The 18225-nt window shown below is 59.8% G+C and carries 17 protein-coding genes; 9 read left to right on the forward strand and 8 right to left on the reverse strand.

What is annotated here, in order from left to right; genetic code table 11:
• Positions 1-47: 47 nt before the first annotated feature.
• Positions 48-596, reverse strand: coding sequence for a DUF6436 domain-containing protein (locus AR306_RS01820; RefSeq protein WP_101495852.1), 549 nt, complete (start codon positions 594-596; stop codon positions 48-50).
• A gap of 114 nt (positions 597-710) precedes the next feature.
• On the opposite strand from AR306_RS01820, the gene AR306_RS01825 reads away from it, so the two are divergent.
• On the forward strand, positions 711-1658 hold the full coding sequence (locus AR306_RS01825) for an alpha/beta hydrolase (RefSeq protein WP_101495853.1): 948 nt from the start codon (positions 711-713) through the stop codon (positions 1656-1658).
• Here AR306_RS01825 and phrB read toward each other — a convergent pair.
• Together phrB and AR306_RS13110 are read right to left on the reverse strand one after the other, a co-directional pair.
• On the reverse strand, positions 1655-3088 hold the full coding sequence (gene phrB, locus AR306_RS01830) for a deoxyribodipyrimidine photo-lyase (RefSeq protein ID WP_101495854.1): 1434 nt from the start codon (positions 3086-3088) through the stop codon (positions 1655-1657). The genes AR306_RS01825 and phrB overlap by 4 nt on opposite strands.
• Positions 3088-4050 carry a YbgA family protein gene (locus AR306_RS13110; RefSeq protein ID WP_166627866.1) on the reverse strand — a complete coding sequence of 321 codons (963 nt, stop codon included), beginning with the start codon at positions 4048-4050 and terminating at the stop codon, positions 3088-3090. The genes phrB and AR306_RS13110 overlap by 1 nt, the downstream gene beginning before the upstream one ends.
• An 81-nt stretch (positions 4051-4131) precedes the next feature.
• Here AR306_RS13110 and AR306_RS01845 point away from each other — a divergent pair, with 81 nt between their 5' ends.
• A complete protein-coding gene (locus tag AR306_RS01845) occupies positions 4132-4974 on the forward strand; it encodes a MerR family transcriptional regulator (RefSeq protein ID WP_101495855.1) in 843 nt (280 codons plus the stop codon).
• A 108-nt stretch (positions 4975-5082) separates the two neighbouring features.
• Here AR306_RS01845 and serA read toward each other — a convergent pair whose 3' ends face one another.
• Positions 5083-6318: a phosphoglycerate dehydrogenase gene (gene serA / locus AR306_RS01850; protein ID WP_101495856.1), complete on the reverse strand. Its 1236-nt coding sequence runs from the start codon at positions 6316-6318 to the stop codon at positions 5083-5085.
• A gap of 307 nt (positions 6319-6625) precedes the next feature.
• Between serA and AR306_RS01855 the strand changes: the two genes are divergently transcribed.
• The 5 genes from AR306_RS01855 (at position 6626) to AR306_RS01875 (ending at position 12461) form a co-directional block, all read left to right on the forward strand.
• A complete protein-coding gene (locus tag AR306_RS01855) occupies positions 6626-8020 on the forward strand; it encodes an FAD-binding oxidoreductase (protein ID WP_101495857.1) in 1395 nt (464 codons plus the stop codon).
• A 478-nt stretch (positions 8021-8498) separates the two neighbouring features.
• Positions 8499-9167 carry a fumarylacetoacetate hydrolase family protein gene (locus AR306_RS01860; protein ID WP_101495858.1) on the forward strand — a complete coding sequence of 223 codons (669 nt, stop codon included), beginning with the start codon at positions 8499-8501 and terminating at the stop codon, positions 9165-9167.
• An 8-nt stretch (positions 9168-9175) separates the two neighbouring features.
• On the forward strand, positions 9176-9988 hold the full coding sequence (mutM, locus tag AR306_RS01865) for a bifunctional DNA-formamidopyrimidine glycosylase/DNA-(apurinic or apyrimidinic site) lyase (RefSeq protein ID WP_101495859.1): 813 nt from the start codon (positions 9176-9178) through the stop codon (positions 9986-9988).
• Between the two features lie 141 nt (positions 9989-10129).
• Positions 10130-10456, forward strand: coding sequence for a multidrug transporter (locus AR306_RS01870; RefSeq protein WP_101495860.1), 327 nt, complete (start codon positions 10130-10132; stop codon positions 10454-10456).
• A gap of 148 nt (positions 10457-10604) precedes the next feature.
• Entirely contained in the window at positions 10605-12461 is a 1857-nt protein-coding gene (locus tag AR306_RS01875; RefSeq protein WP_101495861.1) for a Na/Pi cotransporter family protein, read from the forward strand.
• Between the two features lie 117 nt (positions 12462-12578).
• Here AR306_RS01875 and AR306_RS01880 read toward each other — a convergent pair whose 3' ends face one another.
• The 4 genes from AR306_RS01880 to AR306_RS01895 form a co-directional block, all read right to left on the reverse strand.
• Positions 12579-12830 carry a YfhL family 4Fe-4S dicluster ferredoxin gene (locus AR306_RS01880; protein ID WP_101495862.1) on the reverse strand — a complete coding sequence of 84 codons (252 nt, stop codon included), beginning with the start codon at positions 12828-12830 and terminating at the stop codon, positions 12579-12581.
• Between the two features lie 72 nt (positions 12831-12902).
• Complete coding sequence (coaD, locus tag AR306_RS01885) at positions 12903-13382, reverse strand: pantetheine-phosphate adenylyltransferase (protein WP_101495863.1); 480 nt, start codon at positions 13380-13382, stop codon at positions 12903-12905.
• 217 nt (positions 13383-13599) lie between these two features.
• Positions 13600-14451 carry a pirin family protein gene (locus tag AR306_RS01890; protein ID WP_101495864.1) on the reverse strand — a complete coding sequence of 284 codons (852 nt, stop codon included), beginning with the start codon at positions 14449-14451 and terminating at the stop codon, positions 13600-13602.
• A 58-nt stretch (positions 14452-14509) separates the two neighbouring features.
• On the reverse strand, positions 14510-15115 hold the full coding sequence (locus tag AR306_RS01895) for an FMN-dependent NADH-azoreductase (protein ID WP_101495865.1): 606 nt from the start codon (positions 15113-15115) through the stop codon (positions 14510-14512).
• Positions 15116-15189: 74 nt separating this feature from the next.
• On the opposite strand from AR306_RS01895, the gene AR306_RS01900 reads away from it, so the two are divergent.
• Both AR306_RS01900 and AR306_RS01905 read left to right on the forward strand, forming a co-directional pair.
• Entirely contained in the window at positions 15190-16110 is a 921-nt protein-coding gene (locus AR306_RS01900; RefSeq protein WP_101495866.1) for a LysR family transcriptional regulator, read from the forward strand.
• Between the two features lie 90 nt (positions 16111-16200).
• The gene (locus tag AR306_RS01905) at positions 16201-18141 is read left to right on the forward strand and encodes a putative bifunctional diguanylate cyclase/phosphodiesterase (RefSeq protein ID WP_101495867.1); all 1941 of its coding nucleotides are present in this window, start codon (positions 16201-16203) and stop codon (positions 18139-18141) included.
• Positions 18142-18225: the final 84 nt, after the last annotated feature.

The following is an 18225-nucleotide window of genomic DNA, read 5'->3' on the forward strand; positions in this document are numbered from 1 at the left end:
AAGGGTAGCACAAACCTCCCCTGTTGGAGAGTAATAAGCGCCGGCCGTCACCAGTCACAGAAGCAGCCGTTGGCCAGTGTATTGGCCGCCGCAACCGGACGTCCCTGCTGCAGGGCGTCCAGTACCGGCTCGATGAAGCTGTTGCTGGAGGTGCAGATGGCGCCTTCGCTATAGGGTCCAAAATAAGCCAGCTGCCCGGTATGGTCAAATATGGCGACGGCCGGACTGGCGGGCAGCGTCTCGCCTCCCGGCATGCTTTCAATGGCCTGCATCGTTTGCAACGGCTTGGCCAGCTGGCCTTTGGTGCCGGCTTTTTGCACATGATAGAATTGTACGTCGCCGGCAAAGCGTTCCATGAGCTCTGCCAGGTGCTGCTGGTTGCCGGCATTACAGGGGCAGGATGGTTGCCAGAAGTGCACCAGCCGGATCGGTCCGGGGCCGGCCAGCTCTTGTGGCAACTGCAGCTGTGCGCCGCCAAACAGCGCTGTCGAAGGACTGAACGGGCGGATATGGCGACTCTGGAACCACCAGAGTGCAGCCAGCATGGCAGCGAGCCAGGCCAGTACAAACAGGGTTGTCAGCAATTTTTTATGCATGGGTGCTGTATCGCCGGGTAATGTCTGGTGTCGGTGTGCCGGGCAAGTCCGTGCAGCAGACTGCCATGCAGGCCCCTAAAACCATATAGCCATATTGTCGCAGGTACTGATGTCATGAGCCAGCCGATCACCGCCGGACACACGGATTGGATGCAGGCAGACTCCCTGCCGCCACTCCTGGGCCGGGAGCCCGAACCGCAATGGGTGCAGCTCTGGCGGGCTTATTACGGCATTGATTTTGCCGGCCGGCTGGCCGGTGTGCAGCAGCGGCTGGGCCGTTTCGACGTGGCCGGCTACCGGCTGGCAGCGCAGGTCTGCCGGCCGGCGGAAACGCCGCGTGGCACCTGCATTGTCCTGCACGGTTATTATGACCATATGGGCCTGTATGGACACCTGTATGCCTGGGTACTGCAGCAGGGGTTCTGCGTCCTGACCTGTGACCTGCCCGGCCACGGCCTGTCCAGTGGAGCACGCGCCAGCATCGGCTCGTTTGGCGAATACCAGCAGGTGCTGACAGCGTTACGCGAGCTGGTGAGCCCGCTTGAGCTGCCGCAACCGGTGCACCTGATCGGGCAGAGTACCGGAGCGGCGATTGGCATGGAACTGGCGCTGCGTGGCTGGCCGGCTGATCTTGGCCAGCTGGTGCTGCTGGCACCACTGGTCCGGCCACGCGCCTGGAAGCAGTCCCTGTTGCTGTATCAGGGGCTGAAGCCCTTTGTGCAGGAAATACCGCGCCGGCGCTCACACAACTCCGGGGATCAGCAGTTTATCGATTTTTTGCAGCAGGACCCGTTGCAGGCCAGTGTATTGCCCACTGCCTGGGTGGGTGCGCTGGCCGACTGGATTCCGCGGATCGAGCAGGCCGGCCGTTCGCCGGTATCTCCCGTGATTGTGCAGGGAGATGCCGACCGTACGGTTGACTGGAAACACAACCTGCAGGTGCTGGGCGAGAAGTTCACCAGCCCGCGTGTACATATCCTGCCGGGTGCGCAGCATCATCTGGTCAACGAGCTGGAGCACTACCGGCAACAGGGCTTCGAGTTCATTGGCAAGCATCTTTAGCTTGAAAGGCTGTTGAGGCTTCCGTTGGCGCGAGAGAAGGCCTCAATCGCCCGCGCCCGGCTGCTTTTCAAATCGACGATGGGAGCGGGATAGCTGCCGGAAAACAGATCATGACCGTGTTGCGGCAGATGAATCTGCTTGTCATCCAGATGTGCCAGCTCGGGCAACCAGCGGCGGATGAACTCGCCTTTGGGGTCAAAGCGTTGCGACTGGGTGACGGGGTTGAATACGCGGAAGTAGGGTGCGGCATCGGTGCCGGTGGAGGCGCACCACTGCCAGCCGCCGTTGTTGGCGGCCAGATCGCCGTCAATCAGTTGCTGCATGAACCAGCGTTCGCCCAGTCGCCAGTCGAGCAGCAGGTTTTTGCAAAAGAACATCGCCACCACCATGCGCAGGCGGTTGTGCATCCAGCCGGTTGCTGCCAGCTGACGCATGGCGGCATCAATTAGCGGAAAGCCGGTACGACCCTGCTGCCAGGCGTGCAGTTGTCCGGGGTCGTTGCGCCAGGGGATGCGCTTGCCTGACTCTAAAAACGGCTCGCCTTTGGACAGGCGCGGGTTGAGTGCCAGCAGATGCTGGTAAAACTCGCGCCACAGCAGCTCGGTCAGCCAGGTGACAACCCCTTCGCTGCCGCTGTCAAATTCGCCCTGATTGGCCAGCAACGCTCGCTGCCAGCAACTGCGTACCGATAGCACACCGCAGGCCAGCGCCGGCGACAGGCGGCTGGTGTTGTCCAGCGCGGGGAAATTTCGTTCTTGTTGGTAATTGTGAATATCCTGCCGGCAAAAGCGCTCAAGTTGCTGCCAGGCCGCGTCTTCACCGGCTGGCCAGAGGCGTTCCCGGTCAGGGTTGTGCGCCAGATACGGCTGGATGGCATCCAGCTGACTGGCAATGCCGGTGGGGGCCTGTGCGACTGGAGGTGGCAGGCTGCGCAAAGGCGCGGCGTGCAGGCGTTGCCAGCAGGCTTTTTTAAAGGCAGTGAATACCTGAAACATCTGCCCTTGTTGAGTACGCAGGCTGCCGGGCGGGAACAGGCAGCTGTCGCCGTGACGGTATACCCTGATGCCTGCAGCCTCCAGTTGCTCAGCGCACTGCCGGTCACGTTGTTGCTCGTTGACGCCATATTCGGCATTGAAATGCAGACTGCTGACCTGCCATGTGCGGCAAAACTCCGGCAGCCGTTGTGGCAGCTCTTGCCACAGGTCGCATTGGGTAACGATGAGCGGCACGTTTAGGAGCTGTAGGCGTTCGGCCAGTTGTTGCAGGTTGCGCAGGCGAAAATCCAGCTTGATAGCGGCTTCGTCGTGCAATTGCCATTGAACCGGGCTGAGTATATACAGCGCCAGAGTTGGCCCCTGTTGCATGGCATGGTGCAGGGCACTGTTGTCGATTGTGCGCAAGTCGTTGCGCAGCCATACCAGCTGGCGCATTACAGATGCTCCGTGCGGTTGGCCGGATACAGCCGGGCAGGGTAAGGACTGAAATACTGCTGTTGGCGCAGGTAGTTGCGCTCCAGCTGGGCGGCGTAGTGGTGCAGCAAGCCCAGCGGTACATGCAGCGGCTGGTGGCCGTGGCGGAACTGCTCGATGCTTTTTGCCAGCAGCTGGCGGGCATCAGCGCTGACTGTGCCACGCAGGTAGCCGAGCATGTGTTGCAGGGCGTTGCTGTGCCCCTTGCGGCTGGCGTGCTTGGCCAGGCATTGCATCAGTTGCTGCTGATAGTCATGGCAACGCTGCTCTAGCGGCAACTGTTGCGAACTGGCGAGAAAACGGCCCATGGCGCGGGCAAATTGTTGACTATGCGCCATCAGCAGGTATTTGTAGCGGGCATGAAAACCGGTCAGGGCCGCCGGTGACGGCTGCGCCAGTACTTGATGGCGGAAATGGTGATGCGCCTGCACCCGCAGCATGAAGTTGTCGAACAGCTGAGGGTTGTGCAGGCGTCCTTCCTCTTCCAGCGGCAGTAGCGGAAAACGCTGTTGCAGGGCTTTGGCAAACAGCCCTGTGGTGTGTTCACGCTGTTGCCGTCCCGCCTCGTCATACAGCCTGACGCGGAACAGGCCGCAGCTCGGTGATTTTTGCATCAGGATAAAGCCGTCAACACTGTCGAAGTTGTTCAGCGGTTGACGGTAGCCGGCTTCGAGTTGTGGGCCGAGGTTGTCAGTGCCGTCTTTGGCCAGTACCAGGTCGGGTTTATCGGCAGCACCGCGCAGATGCATGGCGGGGCGTGGCGTACCAAAGCCAGCCGCCTGTTCGGGGCAGAAGCTGACAAACTCCACCGCGGAGGCCAGCACATCGTTGCAGAGGGACGAGTATTTATGGCCACCGTTATAGCGTACCGGCTGGCCGAGCAGACAGGCGCTGATACCGAGGCGTAAAGGTTGGGCTGACATGGGGCAGGGATTCTCTTGTACAATTCTGAAAAGCGTATAACTATTCTTATACAGAAAAAATATTTGTACAAGGTGTTTGTGATGGATGCAGCATTCACCCGTGACGGGTGCTTTCCGATTGGTGAACTGAGCCAGCGTACCGGCGTGAACAGCATCACCCTGCGTGCCTGGGAGCGACGCCATGGCTTGCTCAAGCCGGCGCGTACCGCCAAAGGCCATCGGCTGTATGGGCAGGCGGATGTGGAGCGGGTATTGCAAACGCTGGCGCTGATTGAGCGCGGCGTGCCGCTACGCAAGATTCGCCCGTTGCTGGGCAGCGATGCACCACTGCCGGCTGTGGTGCAGGACGAAGAAACGCTACACCTGCAACAGCAGTTGTTGGCGCATCTGGAGCAGCTTGAGGCGGGCAGGCTGGCGGAAACCTTGCAGGAACTGTTCAAGCAGTACCCGGCCAGCTGGTGCCGTAAGCAGGTGTTATTGCCGCTGTTTGGCCGTTTGGCCGGGCATGGGGCGGCAGCGGCGCTGGAGGCGCTGTTGCAGGCCGAGTTGATGCGCTATGCGCTGCGTTACTGGCCGGCGGGTGGCGGTAAAAAGCAGCGGGGCGTGCAGGTGCTTGGCGGCGTGCCGACCGCGCCATGGCGTACCTTGTTGCTGGCGCTGGAACTGCAGGAAAAACAGCAAAATGTACAGTGGCTGCCGGGCACGTTTTCGCTGCAGGCATTGAGCCAGTTGCTGGCGCTGAATCCGCAGCAACCGCTGCTTTATTGCCTGGACGGGGTACTCAATACCGGGCAAGAGCAGCAGCTGGCAGAATTGCTACGGGCGTATCCTCAGCTGTGGCTGCAAGGTACGGCGGTGGAGCTGGCATTTGCGGGGCATGAGCGGTTGTACAGCGACAACCGTATTCAGGGTGGTCAGTGCTGATTCGTGCAGGTACCGGTCTGGCGCATTCGTGGCTGAGATAACGTCGGCGGCGGGCTACTGCAAACAAAAAAGGAGCCCAGCGGCTCCTTTTTTGCGTGGATGCATTCCTTATTCGGAATACAGCACACGGCAACGCATGGTACCTTCCACTTCCTGCAGCTTGTTCAGCGCCAGGGCGGAGCTGCAGGCGTCCACGTCAATCACGACGTAGCCAACGCTCTCGTCGGTCTGCAGGAACTGCGCCGATACATTGATGTTGTTGTCGGCGAACACCTTGTTGATCGCGCTCATCACACCGGGAATGTTCTTGTGGATGTGCAGGATGCGGTGCTTGCCGGGGTGCGATGGCAATGCCACTTCGGGAAAGTTGACCGAAGATACCGAGGTACCGTTGTCGCTGTACTTGACCAGCTTTTCGGCCACTTCCAGACCGATGTTGGCCTGGGCTTCCTGGGTGGAGCCGCCGATGTGCGGGGTCAGGATCACGTTGTCCAGGCCGCGCAGCGGGCTGACGAACTCTTCACCGTTGGCACGCGGCTCGACCGGGAACACGTCGATGGCGGCACCGGCCAGATGGCCGTCCTTGATGGCGGCTGCCAGCGCGTCAATTACCACCACGGTACCCCGGGCGGCGTTGATCAGGATGGAGCCTTTCTTCATGGTGCGGATCTGCTTTTCGTCGATCATCCACTTGGTTGAAGGCAGTTGTGGAACGTGCAGGGAAACGATATCGGACATGGCCAGCAGTTCGTCGAGGGAAGCGACCTGGGTGGCGTTGCCCAGTGGCAGCTTGGTGACGACATCGTAGTAGTAGACATGCATGCCCAGTGCTTCGGCCAGCACTGACAGCTGGGTACCGATGGAGCCGTAACCGATGATGCCCAGTTTCTTGCCACGCACCTCATAGGAACCGGTCGCGCTCTTGTCCCAGCCGCCACGGTGACAGACTGCGTTTTTCTGCGGGATGCCGCGCATCAGCATGATGGCCTGGGCCAGTACCAGCTCGGCAACCGAGCGGGTGTTGGAATAGGGCGCGTTGAAAACGGCAATGCCGCGTTCGCGGGCTGCGTTCAGGTCAACCTGGTTGGTGCCGATGCAGAAACAGCCAACCGCAACCAGTTTCTTGGCGCAGGCGAACACGTCTTCGGTCAGCTGGGTGCGCGAGCGGATGCCGACAAAGTGGGCATCGGCGATTTTCTCTTTCAGCTCGTCTTCCGGCAGGGCGCCGGTGATGTACTCGATATTGGAGTAACCGGCGGCATGCAGGGTGTCAATGGCATTCTGGTGAACGCCTTCCAGCAGCAGAAAGCGGATTTTGCTTTTCTCAAGCGATGTCTTACTCATGATTTAAACCTGTGTCCTCAGCGAACGCTGCTCAAGGGACGGGATAAAACAAGGATGCGAGGCAGGCTGTGGTCTCGACAGTTAACGGTGTTTTATCGCTTTTCACAGCGGTTGTCAGTAATGGTCCGGGAGAGGCGGGAGCCAGCAGGAGTGGCTGCTGTCCGCCGGGCTGATCCGGGACGGCTCCATCAATCGCGAGAGTGCACGATTAACAGGGCGTCCATGCTACCATAAGCGCACCAAAAAATAGCCAATCCTGTGAGCTGAAGACTTTTCAGGATGGTGTTGAACGATGTGAGAGTACCCGATGAGCGACAGCGCCCTGATTGATGAACTGAAAGCCCTGCTGGATGACGGCAAAGTCCTGACCGATGCCGGCAGCCTGGCCAGCCATGGCATTGACTGGACCAAACACTTTGCCCCGGCACCGCTGGCGATTGCCTTCCCGCGCAGCACCGAGCAGGTGCAGGCCATTGTCCGCTGGGCCAATGAACGCAAGGTGGCGCTGGTGCCTTCAGGCGGACGTACCGGCCTGTCTGCTGCCGCTGTAGCCGCCAATGGCGAGGTGGTGGTGTCGTTCGATTACATGAACCGCATTCTTGATTTCAACGAGTATGATCGTACCGTGGTCTGCCAGCCGGGCGTGGTCACCGAGCAGTTGCAGAACTTTGCCGAAGAGCATGACCTGTATTATCCGGTGGACTTCGCTTCGGCCGGTTCCAGCCAGATTGGCGGCAATATCGGCACCAACGCCGGCGGCATCAAGGTCATTCGCTACGGCATGACCCGCGACTGGGTTGCCGGCCTCAAGGTGGTTACCGGTAGCGGCGAGCTGCTGGAGCTGAACAAGGGCCTGATCAAGAACGCCACCGGTTACGACCTGCGCCAGCTGTTCATTGGTGCCGAGGGTACGCTGGGCTTTGTCGTCGAGGCCACCATGCGTCTGGCCCGTGCGCCGAAGAACCTGACCGCGCTGGTGCTGGGTACGCCGGATTTCGATTCCATCATGCCGGTGCTGCATGCCTTCCAGAAAGAGCTGGACCTGACCGCGTTCGAATTTTTCTCCGACAAGGCGCTGGCCAAGGTGCTGGCCCGTGGCGACGTACCGCCAGCCTTTGATACCGAATGCCCGTTCTATGCGCTGCTGGAGTTCGAGGCCACCAGCGAGGAAGTGATGGAGCAGGCGCTGGCGGTGTTCGAGCACTGCATGGAGCAGGAGTGGGTGCTGGACGGCGTGATGAGCCAGAGCGAGCAGCAACTGGAGAACCTGTGGAAACTGCGCGAGTACATCTCGGAAACCATTGCCCACTGGACTCCGTACAAGAACGATATTTCCGTCACCATCAGCAAGGTTCCCGCGTTTTTGCGGGATATCGACGAAATTGTCGAGAAAAACTATCCGGATTTTGAAGTGGTCTGGTTTGGTCACATTGGTGATGGCAACCTGCACCTGAACATTCTCAAGCCCGATGACATGGACAAGGACGAGTTCTTCGCCAAGTGCGCCACAGTCAACCAGTGGGTATTCGAGACGGTACAGAAGTACAACGGCTCCATCTCTGCCGAGCACGGCGTGGGCATGACCAAGCGTGACTACCTGCATTACAGCCGCAGCGCGGAAGAGATTGCCGTGATGAAGGCGGTCAAGGCGGTATTTGACCCCAATGGCATCATGAATCCCGGGAAGATTTTTGCAGTTTGATTGATGGGGTGCAGTGTAGTGTTGCCGGGCGGACTGTGCTCCATGCTGCAGCTACGCAGCCGCGCCGAAAGCAAGTTTCGGCACAGCTGCTAATGCTTGGCATGGAGCACAATCCGCCCTGAATAAACACTTGCTGCGGTTGGGAGAGGGCACGGCCTTGCCGTGCTGCTGTCGCATTGCTGCGGCATGTTGTGTGCATATAGATAGGGCAGGTCGTTAGCAGGTATCTTGTAGGCTGCCGTATCTGAAGGTTGTTAACAGAGGTGACAGATTGGCGCGCGACAGCAGTGCGGTGCAACCGCGCCATACCCTCCGACAGCAGGAGTGTATTGCGTGCTGGTTGGGAGCTGTACCAGGCCTTAGCAGGCGTGACGAAACTTGTTTCGGCGCGTTTGCGCAGCCGCAGTACAGCTCACAGCCAGCACACCTGCACTCCACCCCTGAAAAAACACCACCCATAATAAATAGAGAAGAAACAATGAGCTATCAACATCAATACCAGGACGGCACTACCATCCACTACCCGATGGGCAAGGTGGTTTGTGTGGGCCGCAACTACGCCGACCACGCAAAAGAACTGGGTAACGAAGTGCCTGATGAGCCGCTGCTGTTCATCAAGCCCGGTAGTTCGGTGGTGTGTCCGGTCAACGGTTTCAATATCCCCAAAGACCGTGGTGCGGTGCATTTCGAGATTGAAATTGCCGTGCTGATCGGCAAGCCGCTGTCCAAGACGCCCAATGAAGAAGAGGTGCTGGATGCCATCTCCGGTTATGCGCCGGCGCTGGATCTGACCCTGCGCGATGTGCAGGACCAGCTGAAGAAGAAGGGCTGGCCCTGGGAAGTGGCCAAGAGCTTTGACGGTGCCTGTGTGATCGCCCCGTTCATTGTCAGCGATGCGGTGGCCGATACCGCCAATGTCGATGTGCGCCTGACCGTCAATGGCGAAGTTCGCCAGCAGGGCAACAGCAGGGAGATGCTCAACCCCGTGGTACCGCTGATCCAGCACATGGCACAGATGTTCAGCCTGCAGCCGGGTGATGTGGTGCTGACCGGCACGCCGGCCGGGGTCGGTCCGCTGCAGGAAGGTGACGAGATCCTGATGGAGTTGCCCGGCCAGAAGTACAGTTTCTCCACTTTTGTACGCTAAGGGTTGTCATGCCTGAATTGCCTGAAGTCGAAACCACCCGTCGTGGTATCGAGCCGCATCTGCTTGACCAGCAGGTGGAGCGGGTGGTGGTGCGCAATGGCCGCCTGCGCTGGCCGGTGCCGGAAGACCTGGATGTGCGCCTGTCCGGCCAGCATATCCGCAAGGTCGAACGCCGCGCCAAGTACTTGCTGATACAGGCTGACGCCGGCACCCTGATCTGTCATCTGGGCATGTCCGGCAGTTTGCGGCTGGTGCCACAGGGCGAGCCGCCGGGCAAGCATGATCATGTCGATATCGAGCTGGCCAGTGGCCAGAGCCTGCGCTACACCGATCCGCGCCGCTTCGGCCTGATGCTCTGGAGCCACGATCCGCTGTCGCACAAGCTGCTGGCCAGAATGGGCCCCGAGCCGCTGGGTGATGCCTTCACCGTTGATGACCTCTTTGCCAAAAGCAGGGGGCGCAAGACCGCGATCAAGCCGTTCATCATGGACAATGCGGTGGTGGTTGGTGTCGGCAACATCTACGCCAGCGAGGCGCTGTTTGCCGCCGGCATCGATCCGCGTCGAGAAGCGGGCAGCGTAAGCAAACAGCGTTATGCCCGTCTGGTCGGGGAAATCAGAGCGGTGCTGGCGCGGGCCATCGAGCAGGGTGGCACCACACTGAAGGATTTTGTCGGTGGTGATGGCAAGCCCGGTTACTTTCAGCAACAGCTGTTCGTCTATGGCCGTGGCGGGCTGCCTTGTCTGAAGTGTGGCCGCGAGCTCAGGGAGGCGAAGCTCGGACAGCGCTCCAGTGTATTCTGCGGTCACTGCCAAAGCTGAGCCAGCGGGCGTCAGCATGACGCGAGGCCAGGCCCCTGAATTGTGACACACATCTATATTGCAGCCTGCAAGACACTGACAAGCCGGATTCTTGTGTATATAGTGTTGGCATATTGAAACGACCTGCAGAAGGACCGCATTATGAAACTGTTCCGCATCACTGCCGCTTCGCTGGCCCTGACTCTGGCCGTGACCGGCATGCCGGCCATGGCTGGCAATACCCAATACCATGATGAAGAAACCCCGGCAGCCTATGCCATGGTGGCCGATGCGGTGATTGCCAGGCCGATGTTGTTGGCAGCGACAGCCGTTGGTTTTGGCGTCTATCTGGTGACATTGCCGTTTGCCTGGGGCAGTGGCAGTGCCAGCAAGACATGGAAAGCGCTGGTAGTGGAGCCCGGCGAAGCAACCTTTGTGCGTTGCCTGGGCTGCAGCAAGCCGGGTTATGGCAAAGCAAACGACCAGTAAAACCTGTCCCGGCAGACTTGTGGCCGGCGTGTTCCCTGATGGAGCATGCCGGCTTTTTTCATTTTTGATCTGCTACACTCGATACGTGCCGGGCTCTGCGAGCCCTTGCATGACATCTTCGTACTTTTGCCTGTTTTGAGTGTAGGACATGCCTGGTCCCCGGCGTTTCTTGCTGCCCGTTTTGGCGGTTTGCATATTATCCGTGAGCTTCTGGTACAGCGATGCCTGGCTGCGTCTGGCGTCGGGAATCGCGTTGTTCCTGTTTGGCATGCAGTGTCTTGAGGAGGGGCTCAAGCAGCTGGCCGGCAGCAAGCTGGAGCAGTGGCTGGAGCGCAGCACAGCCACACGTCTGAAGAGCTTTCTGTTTGGTGTCGCCGGCACCATGGTGCTGCAGTCGACCACCCTGATGTCGATGCTGACCATAGCCTTCATCAGTACCGGCATGATCCAGCTGGCCGGCGGTATCGCGATCATTCTGGGGGTCAATCTTGGCACCAGTGGCGGCATGTGGCTGCTGGCCATGGCCGGGCAGAATATCAGCCTGAGTCCGCTGGCCATGCCGTTGCTGGTATTTGGCGTACTGGCACGCTTTGCCGGTAGCAAGGGTGCGGCGGCCGGGCGGATCATCCTCGGCATTGCTTTCATCTTTCTCGGCATCGAGCAGATGAAAAGCGGCTTTGCCGATTTCGGCAGCGACTGGGCGCTGGGCGAGCAATTGCTGCCCGGTGTCGGCAGCCAGCTGCTGCTGGTGCTGGCCGGCATGGCGCTAACCGCCATGCTGATGTCCAGCCATGCCACCCTGATGCTGATCCTGGCGGCACTGGCCGCAGGCCAGCTGGAGTTGTGGCAGGCGATGTCGATGGCCATTGGTGGCAGCGTCGGCAGCAGCATCAATGTCGCGGTGATGGGCTGGCTGGGCGGCAACCGCAGTGGCCAGCGGCTGGCGCTGGTGCATACGCTGTTCAACCTGGTCAGTGGTGTTCTGACCTTCATGCTGCTGATGCCATTGCTCTGGCTGGTGCAGAACCTGATGAGTGTGCTGGGTGCGGGTGACAACAGCCTGTTGCAACTGGCCCTGTTCCAGACATTGTTCAACGTCCTGGGTGTGCTGGTGCTCTGGCCCTTGCAGCCACAGCTGGCACTCTGGATGCAGCGGTTGCTGCCCGAGCGGGACGAGCCGGAGGTGCTGATCAGTGCATCGAGCACGCCGACCAGCGTGCGCATCCATCAGCCGGTGACCCGTGCGCGTTATCTCACCGAGGCGGCGCTGGCCGCGACCGATACTGCCATGCGGGCGGTGGCGCTGGAGTTGCAACATCTGGGCCGGCTCAGCCTGGAGGTGATCTGTCACGCCCTGTATCAGCCGGTGGAGCAGCTAAGCAGTGCGCGGGTGGACGAGGCACGGCTCAATGCACAACCGCAAGAGGCTGCCGTGCTGGATGCCGAAGCGCTGTATCAGCTGCACATCAAGGGCGTGTATTCGGATTTGCTGGGCTTCATGAGCCGCTTCAGCCAGGAAATGGATGACAGCCAGCAGCGCAGCTGGATGACCGCGCAGGTGGCGGCACTGCAGCTGGTGGATGCGGTCAAGGACGCCAAGCACCTGCAAAAGAACCTGGGTCATTATCTGCGTGATGACCGCTCGCTGGTCCACAACCACTATCTGGACCTGCGCCGCCATCTGTTGTGGATCTTGCGCCAGGTGCGCGAGGTGGGTGGCCTGGATGTCCCCGACGATGTCTGGCGCAGCCGGCTGGAATGGCTGGACGGGCAGGCGGCGAAGTTTGATGCCGATTTCCGCAACCGCATCTTTGCCGAGGTACGCAAGCAGAAACTGGACAACCTGCAGGCCAGCTCGCTGATGAATGATCTGGGCTACGTCAGCCGCATTACCCAGAGCTTGCGCAATGTCTTGCAGCTGGGCGTGCTGGATGGCGGAGACCTATTGAAAGAGGTCAGGCGGCTGGGTGTCGGGGAAGACGAGTTTCCATTGATTCATCTGTAGGCACGACACTGCCTGCCGCATCTTGATGCCGGCATCTGCGCGGGCAGGCAAACGGCAGGATTGCAGGCGGTTTTCATGCAACAAGGCCGCCACGGTGGGTGGCGGCCGGGCGGAAAACTATGCCTGACCGGTGATGATCTTGTATTTTTCCATCAGTTCCTCTTTGGTTTCCTGATGGTTGGGGTCCAGCGGGATGCAGTCGACCGGGCAGACCTGCTGGCACTGGGGCTCGTCATAGTGGCCCACGCATTCGGTACACAGGTTGGGGTCGATTTCATAGATTTCGTCGCCCTGGGAAATCGCGCTGTTGGGGCATTCGGGTTCGCACACATCGCAGTTGATGCAGTCGTCGGTAATGATCAAAGCCATGGGGCCGGCTCCTTGAAATGGGTTTACGCGGGGTAACTTGCACTTTTTATGGCAGCAGCTTCTTGCTCCGGATCAACGCTTGAAGCGCTCTTCAAGTGCCCGGGCCACTGCAGGATGGACAAACTGGGAGATATCGCCATCCAGTGCGGCAATTTCACGCACCAGCGTGGAAGAGATGAAAGAATACTGCTCGCAGGGGGTCAGGAACAGGCTTTCCACCTCGGGTGCCAGTTTGCGGTTCATGTTGGCCAGCTGGAACTCGTATTCGAAGTCGGAGACGGCACGCAGCCCGCGCATCAGCACGTTGGCTTCGACTTCCCTGACGAAGTGGGCCAGCAGATTGCTGAAACCGTATACCTTGACGTTGGGCAGGTGTGCGGTCACTTCACGGGCCAGCTCGACGCGTTGCTCCAGGCTGAACAGCGGACCTTTTTTCGGGCTGGCAGCAACGGCAATGATGACCTCGTCAAACAGGCGGGCGGCACGTTCGACCAGGTCGGTATGACCATGGGTGATGGGGTCGAAAGTACCCGGGTAAAGCACACGATTCATGGAGCAAGTCCTGATACGGCTGGAAAGGTGCAAATTTTAGCCCATCAGGGATGGACAGGGCAAAAAATGTGGCTTGCGTCGCAAACCGTTCCGTCGTTGCGGGGCGGAAGGCGGCATGCAATCGTCAAGGAGGCGTCACACCTGTGTGGGCGGATTGATCCAGCCCGGGCCATGCGCCAGGGTGATTCAATCCGCCCGGGTGGAAATGGGGAGCGGGCTATCCCAGCAGGCCGTTACGGTAATCCTGGATGGCCTGGTAGATCTGCTCCTTGCTGTTCATGACGAAGGGGCCGTGCTGCTCGATGGGTTCGCGCAGCGGCTTGCCGGCTACGACCAGGTAGCGGCTGTCATGCAGGGCCCGGATCTGTACGCCGGTGCTGTTGTCCGGATTGTCCAAAATCAGCATGCAGGGTGCGGTGACGGTCTGGTCGTCAATCTCGATCTGGCCGCGATAGAGCTGGATAAAGGCATTGTGCCCGGCTGGAATTTCGTGCCGTTCGGTGCCGGCAGCCGGTTGCTGCACATCCAGATACAGCGGTTCGGTTACCGGACGCTGCACACTGCCGGACACGCCATGGCTGTGACCGGCCACCACCCGGATGCGGCTACCGGAGGCGGTTTGCGCAACGGGGACGCTGTCCCCCCTGATGTCCTGATACCAGGGCTGGCAGAGCTTGTCTTGTGCCGGCAGGTTCAACCACAGCTGGAAACCCTCCATGCGGCCGGCCACTTGCTGTGGCATCTCCGAGTGGATGACACCGCTGCCTGCGCACATCCATTGCAGGTCGCCACTTTCCAGCAGGCCTTCGTTGCCGGCACTGTCACGGTGCAGCATGCGCCCTTCCAGCATGTAGGTGATGGTTTCAAAACCGCGATGAGGATGGTCGGGAAAGCCGGCAATGTACTGGTCGGGAATGTCGCTGCCAAAGGCGTCCAGCATCAGGAACGGGTCCAGTCGCTGCTGCAGGGGCAAACCGTACAGGTAACGGGTCAGGCTGACGCCGGCACCGTCGGATGTAGCGCGACCGTGCAGCTGCTGTTCAATATGTCGTAATGGCCGTGTATTCATGTTCAAGTCCTCGTACTCTCTCGGGTTATGGCTCCATCAGGTATCAGCGGGGCGGTGATCAGAACTGTGCCAGTGCTGTGGCCAGATCCTGTTCTGCGGCAGCAAAACCGGCCTGGCTGGCCTCTTCGCCCATGTTGAGGCCTTCGGCATACACGAACTGCACATCCTCGATACCGACAAACTTCAGCCAGGCACGGAAGTAGGGGGTCTGGGTGTCGGCTTCGGTGCCACGGTACAGGCCGCCGCGGGCAAAACCGACCAGGGCACGCTTGTTCTTCAGCAGACCTTCCGGGCCGTTGGCGGTGTAGCGGAAAGTCACCTGGTTCAGACTGACGTTGTCAATCCAGTCCTTGAGCTGCGAGGAAATACCGAAGTTGTACATCGGAACACCCAGAACCAGTACGTCGGCTTGCTGCAACCGGGCTACCAGTGCCATGCTGTGTGCGGCGCGTTCCTGCTGTTGGGCAGTGCGGGCCTCTGCCGGGGTGAACAGGGCCTGAATGGCGGCTTCGTCAAAGACCCTGACCGGATTGACAGACAGGTCCAGCACCTCAAGCTGTGCAGCGGGATGTTCCTGCAGCAGACGCTCACTGATGCGGTTGGCGATGGTGGTGGAGTGTGCGCCTTCACTGCGGGCGCTGCCATTGATTTGCAAGATTTTCATTTTGTTTGCTGTCCTGTTGTGGTTACGATGGCACTAGTCTACTTTGAACATCAATTTATGATTAGGTGGCTTGAATGAATAACATTGTTGCTTCAGGGGAACAATTATCGGCTGATGATCTGCTGATTTTTGCCCGTGTTGCCGAACTGGGCAGCTTTACCGCTGCCGGTGAGCGACTGGGCCGGCCCAAGTCCACCATCTCCCGGCGTATCAGCGCACTGGAGGAGCAGCTTGGTGAGCGCCTGCTGATGCGCACCACGCGCCAGATGCACCTGACCGACTTTGGCCGTGTCCTGCTGGAGCATGCCCAGCAGGTGGCGCACGAGGTTAGTGCCGCCTGGGCGCTGAGCGAGCAGCGCAAGCTGGAGCCCAGTGGCCGTTTGCGGGTATCCATTCCCAGCGATTTTGCCAACCTGTTTCTGGTGGAAATGCTGGCGGCATTTTCCAGTCTGCACCCCCAGGTCAGCCTCGAGCTGGACTTGTCTTCGCGGCGGGTTGACCTGTTGGCCGAAGGCTTCGATCTGGCGGTGCGCATAGGCCAGCTGACGGATGACGCCTTGCTGGTGGGACGCAAGCTGGCCCACATGGGCAACGGGCTGTATGCCAGCCCGGAGTACCTGCGCAATCATGCCGAACTGTTGCACCCGGATGATCTGCAGCAGCATCAGACCTTGCAGCTGCGCAGTGCCAGTGGCCAGGTTGTGCCCTGGCAGCTGATCAATGATGCGCAGCAGTGGACGGGTGAGATGAACGGACGAATCCAGGCGAATACATCGGAGCTGTTGATGCATCTGGCCTGTAATGATGCCGGCATTGTCGCCTTGCCACACAGCTTTGTCAGGCAGCTGGTACAGAGCGGGCGCTTGCAGCAGGTGTTGCCTGACTGGCGCTTGAAGGGAGCCGATGTCTGGGCGGTATTTCCGGGTCGGCGCCTGCTGCCGGCAAAGACCCGTGCATTCATCGAGATGCTGGTAGTGGCGCTCAAGGGAATGTGATCGGCGGCGGGGCCAGCGACTTCGGTCTGATACAGGCTTGCGGCATTTTGCTATAGAGTATGCGCCGGGTACCGAGAGGAGGCGCATGCAGTGCTGTTCAGATCCCAGGCGCACAGGCTGGATACGGTTGATGACATTGTCGCAAAGCGTTCCAGGCGGTTGTTGCAGATATCCATTGCCACTTTTATCAGCATGGCCAGCGCTGCCTGTCTGGCCGTGGGCTCGAAGCAGCTGGTTCTGGTTGCCGGTCTACTGGGCATGCTGTTGTCTGGTGGTCTCGCCTGGCGCGGGTATATGCGGGCTTCCGTGGGTGTTTTCCTGATCAACCTGTTCGTGGTGCTGTCGAGCCTGATCTGGATATCCGGCGGTGTGCGTGACATGGCCATGCTCGGCTATCCCGGGTTGCTGGTTTTTGCCGCAGTTGCGGGCAATGCCTATATGTTTTCCGGGCTGCTGCTGGCCATCCTGCTGTATTGTTCATTGTTGACGGTTCTGACCGTGCTGGGACACTTCACGATGTCCCTGCCGGACATCACCTATGCCCATATATTCTTCTTCAACATTATTTTCTTTCTGACCGGTTTCAGCGTTTATATCCTGGTCAAGGACATGCGTGGCTTGATGGCGTCCCTGCGCAAGGAAAATCAGCGTGTTCTTGAGCGGGAGAAAATGATTACCGAGCTGGCCAGGCGTGACCAGTTGACCGGACTGTTTAACCGCCGTGATGCGGAAAAGCGCTTTGCACTGATGATGGAAGAGGCTCACCGGGAAGGCTGTCAGCTTGCCGTGTACTTCATCGATCTGGACAACTTCAAGCCGGTCAATGACTCGCTTGGTCATGCAGCGGGCGACTTGCTGTTGCAGGAGCTTTCGCGCCGGCTGGAGGAGAGCCTGGCACCGCGGGAGCTGCTTTACCGGTTTGGCGGTGATGAATTCCTGCTGGTGCGGACCAAGCTGCCGCAAGACCCGGAGCAGTGGGACGGCATTCTGCGTGGCCGATCGCAGCAGCTGCTGGACATAGTCAGCGCTCCCATGCAGATCATGCAAAATACCATTGTCGCCACGGCCTCGGTCGGGGTCGCCATTGCCCCTTTTCACAGCGACAACTTTGCCGAAATTTGCCGCTTGGCGGACCTGGCCATGTACGAGGCCAAGCGGCGCGGGCGCAATGCATTCTGTCTTTACCACGATGATCTGGGCCGCGCCAGCGTGGACAAATTCCGCATGCTCAAGCACATGCAGGATGCGCTGGAGGCACGGGAGTTCGTGCTCTGGTACCAGCCGAAGGTTTGCCTGGTCAGCGGGCGGGTGCTGTCAGCCGAAGCCCTGTTGCGCTGGCCGCAGCAGGACGGCAGTTTCATTTCTCCGGAGACTTTTATTCCGCTGGCCGAGGAAAGCGGCCTGATTGCCGGGCTGGGTTGCTGGGTGGCCGAGCAGGCCATTGCCGACTGTGCGGCCTGGCAGGCACAGGGGTTTGCCGGCATCGGCGTATCCATCAACGTCTCGTCTGTGCAGTTCCGCTGTGTTTCGCTGTCGGAGCGGATTGCCGACAAGCTCGGGCTGACCGGCCTGTCGCCCGGCAACCTTGAGCTGGAGCTGACCGAGTCCCTGTTGATCGATGATGACGAAGCCGTCCAGCAGGAGTTGGCACGGCTGAGCCGGCTTGGTGTCGGCATGGCCATAGACGACTTTGGCACCGGTTATTCCAATATCAGTTACCTGAGCCGCTTTCAGGCCCAGCGGCTGAAAATCGATAAATCGTTCATCATGCCGCTGGCGGATGCGGCAGCCGATGACCGCCTGGTGCGGGCCATGCTGCAGATTGCTGCCAGCCTCAACTTCCGTGTGGTGGCGGAAGGCATCGAGACGCAGGATTGTCTGGAGCGGCTGCAGGTGCTGGGCTGCAGTGAAGGGCAGGGGTACCTGTGGTCGCCCGCCATGCCGCTGGCGGCCTGGCTGGATTACCTGGCCGCCAACGGAGCCTGTGCCGTTCCGCCAGGCGATTGGATCCATGCGGCACAGGGCATTTGAAACAATTTCCGCTAACGACCCGAAAAGATCAGCGATTTTCATTAAACTGTCACAGAGTTGTCATCTAATGGACGCAAACACTCG

Origin of the sequence: Thiopseudomonas denitrificans (assembly GCF_002866065.1) — a bacterium.
Taxonomy (GTDB): domain Bacteria; phylum Pseudomonadota; class Gammaproteobacteria; order Pseudomonadales; family Pseudomonadaceae; genus Thiopseudomonas; species Thiopseudomonas denitrificans.